Raw genomic sequence first — 12,673 nt, 5'->3', positions numbered from 1 at the left:
TATGGGCAAGCTTGCACTTTTCGTGGTTGGCTTTCTGGTGCTGGCCATTGGTATCGGGGCGTTAGGGACGATTTCGCCGCTGTAACAAACTCTGTACCACGCAAGGAGCTGTCATCTTTGCGTCATCAATCGAGTGGAAGATCGTCGCCAACGCGTTAGAGCGTTGCCCGATGAACCTGCAAGGACCACTCGATGAAAGGCGATACCTCCCTGTTTGCGGCCATTGACCTGGGGTCAAATGCGTTTCGCATGATGATCGGCCAACCGGTCAAACGGAACCGCCAATGGCAGATCGAGGAAGTTAAATCCTTGCGTGAGCCGGTTCGGCTGGCAGAGGGCCTGCATGGAGGCGCCCTCGACGAACTGGCACTGGATCGAGGCTGGCAAGCGCTGGCACGCTTTGGCAAAAAACTGCGTGGTTTCGAGCCAGGACGAGTACGTGCCGTCGCCACCAGCGCCGTGCGCGAAGCTGCCAACGCCAAGCTGTTCTTGAGTGATGCCCAGCGTCACCTGGGCTTTCCAATCGACGTCATCTCCGGCGAGGAAGAAGCACAGCTGGTGTACGCCGGCGTCAGTCATCGGATCCCCGATGCGGCCACCATGCGTTTGGTGGTCGACATCGGCGGCGGCTCCACAGAGCTGATTCTGGGCCAAGGCGACAAGGCGCTGCTGACCGAAAGTCTGACCATTGGCAGTGGGATCTGGAGCACGCGCTTCTTCCCTGACGGCAGGGTTACCGCTCAGTCCCTGCTCGACGCCGAGCGCACCGCCACGCTGCAATTTGAAAAAGTCGCGCGCCGCTATCGCTACCTGGGCTGGCAACAGGCAATCGGGTCGTCAGGCACTGCACGCATGTTGGCTAAAGTGCTCAGGGCCAATGCCTTGAACGACTGTGGTGAAGGCGGAATCACTTACCGCGGTTTGTTGCGCCTGTCAGTGCTGCTGCTCGAACAGGGCAACGTCAACACTGCTCGGCTGGGTGGCCTGCAACCTCATCGCCAGAGCGCTCTGCCCGGAGGCCTGGCAATCATGATGGCTGCATTCAAAGCCTTCGGAATCACCGAGATGATGCCTTCCGAGCCCGGTTTAAGGTTCGGCGTGCTGCATGGTTTGATGAACAAAGACTGATCGTCACCTCGACAGGCAACGTGACTAATAGCCCGTCATTTCCAGATAACCCCTGCCGCTCGAACTGCCGCTGAAGCGCACCGGCCCCTCCCAGTACGCAAAGCTGTTGCCCATCCAGGCGTTGTCTTGCAACGCTTCGACCTGCACATCCACGCCGTGCACGGGCACCTGCACGCGCCACCGGGTGGGCACTGAGGCGCCGTGCTGCTGACGTGTCCAGGTCAACTCCGTTAGCTGTATCTGCTCACCTTGCAAAGCCTGTGGCTCGCCCTGAGGGCTGATCCAGGTGCCCGCCCGATAGGGTTGGCCGTCTTTTTCGCGCACCCGAAACAGCATCAGCTTGGCGCCGCTGTCCAGATGCAGGGAAAACCAGTCCCAGCCCGTTTGCCCGGCGGCCAATGGCTGGCTGCTCCATTCGCGATCAAGCCAGGCATTGCCGGTAACCGAGAAGCGTTGGCCGTCGCGTTCGACCTCACCGCTGACCCGGTAGAACGGCTGACTGTAATAGTAGGAAGCCTGCCCCTTGCCGGACTTTTCACTGTAGCCCTGGTCACCATGAAGGACCGGCGCAAGACTGCTGGTGAGGTTCAAGCGATAGCCAAAACCCTCGCCACTGGCAGTCATCTGCAACTGATCAATGCTGCCCGAGCCCTGCAACGACCAATCATTGATCCAGGCCCTGAATGGCTGAGCCACGACGCCGGCCTGGCCGATACCGCCGCGCGCCAGCGTTTCGCTGGACTGATGACCGCCCGGGCCGGTCAGGGCCGCATGCCCCATCCATAGATTCGGACTGTTCCAGCCAAGGGTTTCCGGGCCATTGCGCAGGGCTGAACGGAACAGCGTCCATTGCACGCCCCAGTCTCGGCCTTGACTGTCCTTGAGGTTGGCAGTGACATACCACCACTCGATCCGAAAGCCCTCATGGGCGACGTGGTCCCGCGGAAATACCAGCGGATGATCGCGCGTCACCTGCGCGAATTCAGCCGCGTCCAGCCCCAGCCCGGCATAGCTTTTGGGCCCGTGTGCAGGCTGATCACAGCCCGCCAGCAGCAGTAGCATCGCCCACAACCAGACTTCAGGTTTCATCGCCAAACTGCCTCAACAACTCGCTCGGCTGGCGCCGCGCCAATTCCCACAATGGCCAGGCACTGGCCAGCAGACTGGTCAATAAGCCCAAAAGCCCCAACTGCAACAGCTGCCCGGGAAACAGATGCAGCGGCAAACGCCAACCAAACGCCTGCACGTTCACTTCCGCCACCAGGCACCAAGTGAGCAGCAACCCCAACGGCATTGCCAGCAGCACAGTCAGGCTACTGAGCATCAAGGTCTGCCCGAGCGACAGCCACACCAACTGGCTACGCGCTACACCCAGCGCCCAGAGCGGCGCCAGTTGGCCCAGGCGGCTCTGGTTCAGCGTCAACAAACTGATGAACAACGCGATGCCCGCGACACCCAGGGTCAGGCTGTTGAGTGCCGTAGTCGCGGCGAAGGTGCGACTGAAAACATCAGTCGACCAGCCCTTCAATGTCGCTTGCTCGACCACGCGGCTATCGTCCAGGGCAAAGCGCTGCTGCAGTTGCGCTTTGAGTGCTATCACCGACGCAGATGCCACACTCAGGCTCAAGCCACTGAGTCGCGCCTCGGGCCAATGCCTTCGCAGCCACTGGGCATTGACCAGCAAATGCCCCTTGGGATTGCCGTAGTCCGCATACACCGCCACTACACGCATCACTGGCCCTGGCTCGCCAGGCAACTGCAGACTATCGCCCAGTTTTACACCCAGGCGTCGCGCCAATTGCTCGCTGAGCATGACCCCACCACCGCTCGCCAACTGCTCCCAGGCTTGTGCGCTGCGCTCCAGCAACGGCCAGCGCATTCGATAGGCATCGTGGGCGAGGATGCCTTGCACCTGCACCGGCCAGCCCTGCAAGCGCAGTTCAATGCGCCAGCTTGGCAGTACATCGGTGACTGCTGGCTGTTGCACCAGCCAGGTATTGATCAGCAGGCCTTGTGCGGTATCACGCGGAGTTACGTAGAGATCCGCTGATAAACGCTGGTCAAGCCAGCCGGTGAATGTTTTGCGAAAGCCTTCGGTCATGCTGCCTACCCCGACACTGGCGGCCAACGCCAGCAGCAAGGCCATCAGCGCCAGACTCAACGCAGGTAACTGCTGACGGCTGTCGGCTATGAACCACTGTGACAACGGCCCGGTGCTGCCTATACGCGCCAACCCGGTCAGCAGGCTATCGAGCAAAGCTGGCAACAGCAGTGCTGCTGCCAGCAACAGGGCTGCGAGAAGAACCAAAGCACTGGGCAGGCTGTTTCCCCACTGCCAACAGCCCAGCGCGATCAACAGCAGCAATCCTGCAGCCAGCGCTTGGCGACGCAACCAGAGGCCATGGGCCATGCGCCATGCCTGCGGCTGGGCCAGGGCCAACAATGGCAAACGGGCTGCGCGCAGCACACTGCTCGCCCCGGCCAGCACAGCACCGAACACACTCACCAACACCCCGCCCAGCCACCACCAGGCCGGCAGGCTCAGTTGGCCGGCGACTTGCGCACCATACAAACCACCCAAGCTGGCAGCCACATCGGGCAGCAACAAACCCGCCAGCAGATACCCACTGGCGACTCCGGCCAAACCACCCAACACTGCAAAAACACCCAACTCCAAGGCAAGGCTGAACAACAGGGTTTTCAAACTGACGCCGCACGAACGCAGGTTGCGAATCAGGCCTCGGCGCTGTTCAAGTGCCAGGCCAATGGCGGCATGCGCTATGAACAGACCGACGACAAAGGCCAGCAGACCGAGCGCAGTGAGATTGAGGTGAAAACTATCGGTAAGGCGTTGCAGGTCACCATCGTCGCTGGCCTGCTGCAGTGTCAACTGACTGGCAATCGCTGCGGGCAAGGTTGGCACATCACCGTTGAGCAGTAACCGAGACAACTGTGCCGGTGCTTGCAGCAACGTTTGCGCGTGGCCGATATCTACCACCACGACCCCGGGCGCCAACTGTGCTTTCAGCACAAACGGTGGCAAGCGTTGACCGTCGCTGCCAAGCGCTTGATCCCCTTCTTTCAGGCCCAGTTGGTGCAGCGTATCCGGTCCAACCCAGGCTTGCCCGGGGGTGCCGATAAACGCCTGTAGGTCAAAGCCCTGTGCCTGGATTCCGGCAATAGCTGCGCCGGCCGGCAGACTCAACGGCTCGATACCCATCAAGCGCACACTCAGCGCTGACTCGCCCGCAAGACGTAAACGGCCCTCCAACACAGGCGCTACCCGCCAGCCAGCCAGACGTAGTTGCAGGTAGATCGATTGAGCGAAGCGATCCCCCATTCGCGCTACCAACTGTGCTTGCCCCAGACCGCTCAGCACGGCACTGGCCCGTGCATAATCGGCCTGGGCCTGACTGTTGAGCGCCTGTACGCCGGTCCACAGCGCTGTTGCCAACCACAAGCCGGTGAGGATGCTGAAAAACTGCAAACGATGGCGCCACCAGTGACTCAATAGCGCCTGTAAGGCGATGATCAATGGGCCTTTACCTCCTACTGTTCCCGTTGCACGGGCCTCATCGCAGCGCAAGCCCGCTGCTGCCTGCGGTGTATCAGTGCTCGTCGACTTGCACGCGTCCGGCCGACAGAACGCATCGTTGCTCGAGCCGTGCGGCCAAGCGACGGCTATGGGTCACCATCAGCACGCTGCTGCCTGCCTCGCCAACCAACTGCAACATCAAGTTCAGCACTTCATCGCTGCTGAGTTCATCCAGGCTACCGGTCGGCTCATCGGCCAGCACCCACGCCGGTCGCCCCGCCAGCGCCCGACCGATTGCCACACGCTGCTGCTGGCCACCCGACAACTGCTCCGGATAACGTTGCAGTAATGCACCAAGACCAAGACGCTCGGCCAGGTAATCCACCCATTGCTGCTCGAACCGGCCAGCCAAACGCGCCTGAAATGCCAGATTGGCGGCGACATTCAGGCTGCTGATCAAATTGAATTGCTGAAATACCAAGCCGATGCCCTCCCTCCGCCAACGGGCCAACGCCGACTCCGAGCGGTCATCGAGAGGCTCGCCGTCGATCAGGATGCGACCGCTGTCGGCGCGATCAAGACCCGCCAGCAAGTGCAGCAGGGTGCTTTTTCCGCTACCCGACTCGCCCATCAACGCCAGACTGCTCCCCCTCGCCAAACTCAAATCGACGCCCTGCAACACCGGCAAGGGTCCCTGGGCGGTGATGAATGCCTTGCACAGTTGTTCGACGACCAGCATCAATAGCCTACCCTTGACTGCTTGAACCCTTAGGAATAGCAGCGTTCGCATGCTTTGCCCATTCGCTGCCGCCCGATAGCTATTTATCCTAACCTTCATCCCAGACAGCCATTGCGGACGCCACCATGCCCAACCCTGAATCTGCACTCCAGCAAAGCTGGAGCGACAATGCCCGAATGTGGATCGAAGCCATCCGCAGCGGCACGATCGAAAGCCGTCGCCAGGTTACCGACCAGGCGATTCTGCTAGCGATCCTCGGACGTCAACCCGAGCGCGTGCTCGACCTTGGCTGCGGCGAAGGCTGGCTCCTGCGAACACTGGCTGAACGGGGCATTGCGGCGGTGGGCGTGGACGGTGAGCCTGCCTTGGTCGAAGCCGCACGATTGAGCGGCGCTGCGCATGTGCATCTGGCTCGCTACGAGGCCTTGGTCGAAGGCTGTGTGGATGTCGGCAACGACTACGACCTGATCTGCGCCAACTTTGCCCTGCTGCATCAGGACATCATCCCCCTGCTCGGCGCGATGAATGCCCTGCTCGCCCCTGGCGGCGCGCTGGTGATCCAGACCCTGCACCCCTGGAGCTGTGCAGCCGGCGACTATCAGGATGGCTGGCGGCAGGAGACGTTCACCGCGCTCGAAGGCCAATGGCAACCCATGCCCTGGTATTTTCGTACCTTATCCAGTTGGCTCAATGCGTTGGACATCGCCGGCTGGCGCCTGACCGCCCTGCAAGAGCCACAGCATCCACAAAGCGCCGTGCCGCAATCACTGTTGCTGGTGGCCGAGCAACAGCGCTGAGCGCTGCCCGCGAGGCCGGCTAGAGCGTGGTGCGCTGGCCCTGGCGGTCCAACTCGAACACCTTGTTGCTTTGCAGGCGTTCTTGCAGCCAGCGCTGCGCCTTGCCCATAGGCCTTTGTCGCGCCCAGAGCAGATCCACGCCCACCTGCCAATCGGTGTGGGGATAAGCATTCAGTTGCAGCTCTACCAATTCGCCGCGCTCCAGTTCGCGTTGAATCAATTGGCGTGGCAAGGTGGTCCACCCCAACCCTGCGCGCACCATTTCCAGCAACGCCAAGTAGCTCTCCGCTTGCCACAGCTGCGTGGAGCGCAGGTATTCACTGCTGGGCAGTTTGCTGGCGTGGGCACTGAATGCCAGACGCCGATGCACATGCAGATCATCGAAGGTCACGGTGGACAGTTGCGCCAACGGATGCCCGGGGTGACAGACATGCAGCATGATCAACTTGCCCAATTGCTGGAACGCCAGTTCCTTGGCATAGCCCGGTTGTGAAAAGGCGATGCCCAATGCGGCCTCGCCTTGAACCACAAGCTCGCTGACATCGCCATGGACCGGGTGGCGGATGATCAGATCAACATACGGGAAAGCCAGCTCGAACGCCTTGAGCACCGGCAGAATCGGACCATAGGGCGTCTCGATCGCCAGCGTCAGGCTCGGCTCCACAGTCTCGGACAAACAATCGGCATGCGCCTCAAGCGCCAGGCACCGCTCCAGTACCGCTTCAGCTTGAATCAGCAGTTTTTGCCCGCTAGCGGTCAGCCCCGGAATACGGCTGGTTCTATCGAACAGTTCGACACCCAGGTCCGTTTCCAGGTTGGCAATCGCCGCGCTGATCGTCGACTGGGTTTTTCCCAGCTTGCGTCCTGCGGCAGAGAAAGAGCCGCTTTTCACCGCTTCCACGAACATCAGCAATTGATCCAGAGAAAAACGCAATGTCCCGCTCCTTGCTTAGTAGATGCCACAGCCTGCAACGCTGTGTGCCTTTGTGCAAGGGTGTAACCGTCGATGCGGTCGATGGTTATTAACTTGTTTCATCGCCCACAACACTGAAATATGACCACGTCGTCGGTAGTTCCTGCTTCGAAAAACAATAAGCGCTGCACCTTCAGGAGACATGCGCCATGAGCAAAACACCGGTTCATCCAGTGGACGAAGTCTTGCCTCTGCGTCAGTTATTCACATTCGGTTTGCAACATGTACTGGTGATGTACGCCGGGGCGGTGGCGGTACCGCTGATTCTCGGCAGCGCGCTGGGGCTGACATCGGCGCAGGTCATCATGCTGATCAACGCCAACCTGCTGACGTCGGGCGTGGCGACCTTGATCCAGACCATCGGCTTTTGGAAGTTCGGCGCTCGCTTGCCCATGATCCAAGGCTGCTCGTTCATTGCCCTGGCACCCATGATCATGATCGGCAAGGAGTTCGGGCTCAGTCAGATTTTCGGTGCCGTGATCGCGGCGGGCGCCATTACTATCGCGCTGGCCCCCGTATTCAGTCGCTTGCTGCGCTTCTTTCCGCCGGTGGTAATCGGCAGCCTGATCACCATTATCGGTGTCTCGCTGATGCCTGCCGCGGCTATCTGGCTGGGCGGCGGTAACCCCGCTGCCGAAGACTTCGGCAACCCTGCCAATCTATTGCTGGGTCTGGCGACAGTCACTGTAACCCTGGTGATCTATGCCAAGTTCTCCGGCTTCATCGGCAACCTCAGTGTGCTCATCGGCTTGTTTGTCGGCAGTTTGATCGCCGCGGCGTTCGGCATGACCAACTTCAGCCGAGTGGGCGAAGCCGCCTGGTTCGAACTGAGTCCACCCATGGCCTTCGGCGCGCCGCAGTTCTCGCTGGTGCCAATCATGGTCATGACCCTGGCCATGTTGGTGATCATGGCCGAGACCACGGGCAACTGCTTGGCCATCGGTAAATTGACCGGCAAACCGACCACGCAGCAAACCCTGGGCAACGCGTTTCGTGCGGACGGCCTATCAACCATGCTCGGCGGCCTCTTCAATAGCTTTCCGTACAACGCGTTCACGCAAAACACCGGACTGATTGCTCTTTCCAACATCAAGAGCCGCTTCGTGGTGGCCGCTGCTGGAGCAATCATGGTGTTGATGGGCTTGTTCCCCAAGCTCGGCGCCTTGATTGCTGCAGTGCCCACCCCGGTGCTGGGTGGCTGCGCCATCGTGATGTTCGGCATGACCACGGTCGCCGGTATCCAGGAGCTGTCGCGGGTGAAGTTCGAAGGTACCCGCAACGGCATCATCGTGGCTGTTTCGGTCAGCGTCGGGGTGCTGCCGATGTCCTTCCCAGCCCTGTTCGAACACGCTAACGGCGCGCTCAAGCTGGTACTGGAGAGTGGCATTTTCCTCGGCGCGATAACTGCCATCGTGCTCAACGTACTGCTCAATAACGAAAAGAAAACCAACGACAGCGTCGCCGCCGAGATGGCCGAGTGACCCGTCCACCCTTTACTGCCAAGGAGTAAACCATGACCAGCATCACTCAGCTCAGCCCTGCTGGCGTTACCGAGATGGACCTGCAACTGCTGCGCCGCGCCATCGATTTGTCCACTGCGTCCCGGCAGCGCGGCCGCCACCCCTTCGCCGCCCTGGTGGCCGATCGCGATGGCAATGTGATTGCCGAAGCTGGCAACAACTCCATGCCTCCGGAAGGTGATCCGACTCAACACGCCGAACTGGTCGCGGCCGCCAACGCGGCCAAGCGGCTCGACCCTCAAGCACTGGCCAGTTGCACCTTGTACACCAGCGCCGAGCCTTGCTGCATGTGCGCCGGCGCGGTGTATTGGACAGGTATCGGCCGAGTGGTGTACGCCTTGTCCGAGCATGCCTTGCTCGGCTTGACGGGCGATCACCCGGAAAACCCGACTTTCTCACTGCCGTGTCGCGAAGTGTTCGCCAAAGGCCAACGCAAGGTCAGCGTGTTCGGCCCAATGCTTGAAGATGAAGCTGCCGCGCCGCACAAGGGCTTTTGGTCATGAATGGCGGAATCTCCATCCATGTCGTGGATGTCGCCAGCGGTTGCGTGGCACAAGGGCTGGAAGTACGCCTGGAGCGATTGGATGCAGCACGGCGTGAGCTGATCTGTGCCGGCCGTATCGGCAGTAATGGGCTGCTGGCTGAGCTAGCTGATCTCAGTGAGTGTTGCCCTGCAGGGGTATACGAGGTCAGCTTGCAGGTTGCCGACTTCTACCGGGCCCAGGGGACTGCGCTACCAGCGCAGCCGTTTCTGGATGAGCTGGTGTACCGCTTCGGCGTTGGCGAACCAACCCAGCACTACCATTTACCGTTCAAATTGACCGCCTGGGGCGTTTCCTGTTTTCGCGGTGGCGCCTGACGCTCGGCTCGACGCACGTTCGTGCGTCGAGCCTCGGCCTTGATCTTCAGGCATTCAGTTGCTGCAACAGCACTTGCAGCGGATGGCGCAGGGTGCGATCAGCCTGGCGCTTGACCTGGCTGCGGCACGAATAGCCGGTCGCCAATGCTTCACCTTCCTTATCCAACTTGCTGGCCCAGGACTGTTCGAAGATGGTCTTCGACGTTTGCTGATTGCGTGCCTCATGGCCGTAAGTGCCCGACATGCCGCAGCAACCGGTGGCCTCGGTGGACAGTTTCAGGCCCACGCGCGCAAACACCTGCTCCCACTGGCGCGTGCTGGCCGGTACGTTGGTCTTCTCGGTGCAGTGAGCCATGAGTCGGAAAGTACCCGTCGTTCTGCCTGGTTGCTCAGGCAGCACCTCCATCAGCCACTCCTGTGGCAACAGAACTTTCGGACACTCACCCAGGCCAGGAACCTTCAGGTACTCCTGGCGATACACCAGGGTCATCGCCGGGTCCAGGCCAACCAGCGGCACACCGCAATCTGCCAAGGCACTGAGCTGACGGGCGTTACGAATAGCCGCCTTGTTGAACGCGCCGAGAAAGCCCTGCACGTGCAGCGGCTTGCCGTTGGCGCTGTACGGCGCCAGGTAGATACGTTGACCAAGGCGGTAAGCCAGGTCGATGAAGGCGGCCAACACCGGCGTTTCGAAGTAGCGGGTGAAGGCATCCTGAACCAGGACGATACTGCGCTCGCGCTGCGCTGGAGTGAGCTCGCGCAGGGTCGGGATGCTGGCCATGCGCACGTTGCAACGGGTCAGCGTCGCTTGCAGGTTGTAGCGGCTGATCAAGGGACTGTCGAGCATGCCGACCTGCTGTTCCAGCAGTTTGCTCACCCACTTGGAGCCCATCACCGCGTTATACAAACCGGGGGCGTGGGCCAGGTATGGAATGCTGAACTCCAGTGAGCCGATCAGATAATCACGCAGGGGTCGCTGGTAGCGCCCGTGGTACAGCTCAAGAAAGCGCGAGCGGAATTCCGGCACATTGACCTTGATAGGGCATTGGCCAGCACAGGATTTGCACGCCAGGCAACCGGCCATGGCGTCGTAGACTTCATGGGAAAAATCCGCCTCGCCTTTGCTGCGCGAAAAATTATTGCGCAAGCGTGCTGGCAGGCCCTTGACCCAATCGAGCTTGCCCTGCGCAGTCGCCAGCACATCGATGTTGGCAGCGCCCTGCAGGCGCAGCCATTCACGGATCAGCGAAGCGCGACCCTTAGGTGAATGCTGGCGCTCACGGGTGGCCTTCCATGACGGGCACATGGCGTCGTTGGGATCATAGTTGTAGCAGGCGCCGTTGCCGTTGCAGTGCACGGCACTGCCAAAGCTTTGCCATACGCGCTCGTCGATCTGGCGGTCGAAGTCCCCTCGCAGCGGCGCCTCGTTGACCTTGATCAGGCCCTGGGCGCTATCGGGGGGTGTGCAAATCTTGCCGGGGTTGAGCTGGTTGTGCGGGTCGAACGCACCCTTGAGCGCTTGCAGCGACGGGTACAGTTCGCCGAAGTATTCCGGCACGTATTCCGAGCGCAAGCCTTTGCCGTGTTCACCCCAGAGCAGGCCGCCATAGCGCAGGGTCAAGGCGGCCACCGCATCGGAAATCGGCTTGACCAGCGCCGCCTGCGCCGGGTCCTTCATGTCCAGGGCCGGACGCACGTGCAGCACGCCGGCATCGACGTGGCCGAACATGCCATAGGCCAGGCCGTAACCGTCAAGCAAAGCACGGAACTCGGCAATGTAGTCCGCCAGTTGCTCCGGCGGCACCGCCGTGTCTTCCACGAACGGCTGCGGCCGCACTTCACCCTCGACGTTGCCGAGCAGACCCACCGAGCGCTTTCGCATGGTGTAGACCCGCGTCACCGCCTCGGCGCCCTCGGCCAGGGTGTGGCCCAGGCGTTCGACACCGGTGTCGGCCTGCAGGTGAGCGACGAAAGCCTGTACCCGGGCATTCACTTCCTGCGGGTCATCACCACAGAACTCGACCAGGTTGATCCCCAGGGTCGGGCGTTCGGCGTCAGCGGGGAAGTACTCGGCAACGCTGTGCCAGACGATGTCTTTCATCGCCAGCATGAGCACCTTGGAGTCCACCGTCTCGATCGACAATGGCTTGTGCGCCATCAACGCATTGGCGTCTCGCAAGGCGTCCATGAAACTGCTATAGCGGACGTTGACCAACACGGCGTACTTGGGAATTGGCAGCACATTGAGCTTGGCCTCGACCACATACCCGAGCGAGCCTTCCGCACCGCACAACACACTGTTGAGGTTGAAACGGCCCTGCTCATCGCGCAGGTGCGCCAGGTCGTAACCGGTCAGGCAGCGGTTGAGCTTGGGGAAGATCTGCTCGATCAGCTCGGCCTTGGTTTCCTGAATGGTGCGAGCCGTGCGATACACCTCGCCGGCACGGCCAGTTTCAGCACATGCCTGATCCAGTTCAGCCTCGTTCAAAGGCCGGGTATGCAGACGTTGGCCACCGAGCAGGACACTGTGCAACTCCAGCACGTGGTCACGGGTTTTGCCGTAGGTACAACTGCCCTGTCCGCTGGCATCGGTATTGATCATGCCGCCGACGGTGGCACGGTTGGAAGTGGAAAGCTCCGGCGCGAAGAACAGCCCATACGGTTTGAGCGCGGCATTGAGCTGGTCCTTGACCACCCCGGCCTGCACCCGTACCCAGCGCTCCTCGACATTGATTTCAAGAATGCTGTTCATGTGGCGCGACAGGTCGACCACAATGCCATCGGTCAGCGACTGACCGTTGGTGCCGGTACCGCCACCGCGAGGCGTGAGCTTGACCGCCTGGAAGCGCGGTTCGGCCATCAGCGCGGCAATACGCGCGACGTCATCGGCGTCCACAGGGAACACCGCCGCCTGCGGCAAGCGCTGGTAGATAGAGTTGTCCGTGGCCAGCACCGTGCGGGTCGCGTAGTCAGCACTGAGCTGGCCACGGAAACCGGCACTGCGCAGGGCTTCGAGGAAATCAGGGTAAAGAGTGGCCGGTGCGGTGCCGGTCAGTCGGGCGATCATCGGTGGATGGCCTCATTTATGTCAGGCTAATCGAGAATACTTGCTGAAACGGTAT

10 protein-coding genes are annotated in these 12,673 nt (G+C 61.1%); 5 read left to right on the top strand and 5 right to left on the bottom strand.

Features of this window, described 5'->3' with window-relative positions; all coding sequences use genetic code 11:
* The first annotated feature begins 192 nt into the window (after positions 1 to 192).
* Positions 193 to 1,128: a Ppx/GppA family phosphatase gene (locus D3Z90_RS09115; RefSeq protein WP_136475427.1), complete on the top strand. Its 936-nt coding sequence runs from the start codon at positions 193 to 195 to the stop codon at positions 1,126 to 1,128.
* Positions 1,129 to 1,152: 24 nt separating this feature from the next.
* Here the strand turns inward: D3Z90_RS09115 and D3Z90_RS09110 are convergent, their stop codons facing one another.
* The 3 genes from D3Z90_RS09110 to D3Z90_RS09100 form a co-directional block, all read right to left on the bottom strand.
* A complete protein-coding gene (locus tag D3Z90_RS09110) occupies positions 1,153 to 2,217 on the bottom strand; it encodes a lipocalin-like domain-containing protein (protein ID WP_136475426.1) in 1,065 nt (354 codons plus the stop codon).
* Positions 2,207 to 4,663, bottom strand: a complete 2,457-nt coding sequence (locus D3Z90_RS09105; protein ID WP_136475425.1) for an FtsX-like permease family protein — start codon at positions 4,661 to 4,663, stop codon at positions 2,207 to 2,209. The genes D3Z90_RS09110 and D3Z90_RS09105 overlap by 11 nt, the downstream gene beginning before the upstream one ends.
* Before the next feature lie 73 nt (positions 4,664 to 4,736).
* Positions 4,737 to 5,402 carry an ABC transporter ATP-binding protein gene (locus tag D3Z90_RS09100; protein WP_136475424.1) on the bottom strand — a complete coding sequence of 222 codons (666 nt, stop codon included), beginning with the start codon at positions 5,400 to 5,402 and terminating at the stop codon, positions 4,737 to 4,739.
* A 125-nt stretch (positions 5,403 to 5,527) separates the two neighbouring features.
* Here D3Z90_RS09100 and D3Z90_RS09095 point away from each other — a divergent pair, with 125 nt between their 5' ends.
* Positions 5,528 to 6,199 carry a bifunctional 2-polyprenyl-6-hydroxyphenol methylase/3-demethylubiquinol 3-O-methyltransferase UbiG gene (locus D3Z90_RS09095; RefSeq protein ID WP_136475423.1) on the top strand — a complete coding sequence of 224 codons (672 nt, stop codon included), beginning with the start codon at positions 5,528 to 5,530 and terminating at the stop codon, positions 6,197 to 6,199.
* A gap of 19 nt (positions 6,200 to 6,218) precedes the next feature.
* On the opposite strand, the gene D3Z90_RS09090 is transcribed toward D3Z90_RS09095, so the two are convergent.
* On the bottom strand, positions 6,219 to 7,133 hold the full coding sequence (locus D3Z90_RS09090) for a LysR family transcriptional regulator (protein WP_136475422.1): 915 nt from the start codon (positions 7,131 to 7,133) through the stop codon (positions 6,219 to 6,221).
* A 188-nt stretch (positions 7,134 to 7,321) separates the two neighbouring features.
* Between D3Z90_RS09090 and D3Z90_RS09085 the strand changes: the two genes are divergently transcribed.
* Genes D3Z90_RS09085 through D3Z90_RS09075 form a run of 3 tightly spaced genes read left to right on the top strand, consistent with a single transcriptional unit; the run spans position 7,322 to position 9,551 of the window.
* The gene (locus D3Z90_RS09085; RefSeq protein ID WP_136475421.1) at positions 7,322 to 8,653 is read left to right on the top strand and encodes a nucleobase:cation symporter-2 family protein; all 1,332 of its coding nucleotides are present in this window, start codon (positions 7,322 to 7,324) and stop codon (positions 8,651 to 8,653) included.
* 32 nt (positions 8,654 to 8,685) lie between these two features.
* Positions 8,686 to 9,195, top strand: a complete 510-nt coding sequence (locus D3Z90_RS09080; RefSeq protein ID WP_136475420.1) for a nucleoside deaminase — start codon at positions 8,686 to 8,688, stop codon at positions 9,193 to 9,195.
* Positions 9,192 to 9,551 (top strand): hydroxyisourate hydrolase, encoded by a 360-nt coding sequence (locus D3Z90_RS09075; protein ID WP_136475419.1) that lies wholly within the window; start codon positions 9,192 to 9,194, stop codon positions 9,549 to 9,551. Before D3Z90_RS09080 ends, D3Z90_RS09075 begins: the two co-directional genes overlap by 4 nt.
* A 46-nt stretch (positions 9,552 to 9,597) precedes the next feature.
* On the opposite strand, the gene D3Z90_RS09070 is transcribed toward D3Z90_RS09075, so the two are convergent.
* Positions 9,598 to 12,618, bottom strand: coding sequence for an FAD-binding and (Fe-S)-binding domain-containing protein (locus D3Z90_RS09070; protein WP_136475418.1), 3,021 nt, complete (start codon positions 12,616 to 12,618; stop codon positions 9,598 to 9,600).
* Positions 12,619 to 12,673: the final 55 nt, after the last annotated feature.

It is taken from the genome of Pseudomonas sp. DG56-2 (genome assembly GCF_004803755.1).
GTDB classification, from domain to species: Bacteria; Pseudomonadota; Gammaproteobacteria; order Pseudomonadales; family Pseudomonadaceae; genus Aquipseudomonas; species Aquipseudomonas auratipiscis.
The sequence above is the reverse complement of the archived record's forward strand: the minus strand, read 5'-3'. Positions and strand labels throughout refer to the sequence as shown.

Coding starts and splice junctions, on each gene's coding strand:
- D3Z90_RS09095 (WP_136475423.1), top strand. CDS start 5,528: ATGCCCAACCCTGAATCTGCACTCCAGCAAAGCTGGAGCGACAATGCC.
- D3Z90_RS09115 (WP_136475427.1), top strand. CDS start 193: ATGAAAGGCGATACCTCCCTGTTTGCGGCCATTGACCTGGGGTCAAAT.
- D3Z90_RS09080 (WP_136475420.1), top strand. CDS start 8,686: ATGACCAGCATCACTCAGCTCAGCCCTGCTGGCGTTACCGAGATGGAC.
- D3Z90_RS09110 (WP_136475426.1), bottom strand. CDS start 2,217: ATGAAACCTGAAGTCTGGTTGTGGGCGATGCTACTGCTGCTGGCGGGC.
- D3Z90_RS09100 (WP_136475424.1), bottom strand. CDS start 5,402: ATGCTGGTCGTCGAACAACTGTGCAAGGCATTCATCACCGCCCAGGGA.
- D3Z90_RS09070 (WP_136475418.1), bottom strand. CDS start 12,618: ATGATCGCCCGACTGACCGGCACCGCACCGGCCACTCTTTACCCTGAT.
- D3Z90_RS09075 (WP_136475419.1), top strand. CDS start 9,192: ATGAATGGCGGAATCTCCATCCATGTCGTGGATGTCGCCAGCGGTTGC.
- D3Z90_RS09085 (WP_136475421.1), top strand. CDS start 7,322: ATGAGCAAAACACCGGTTCATCCAGTGGACGAAGTCTTGCCTCTGCGT.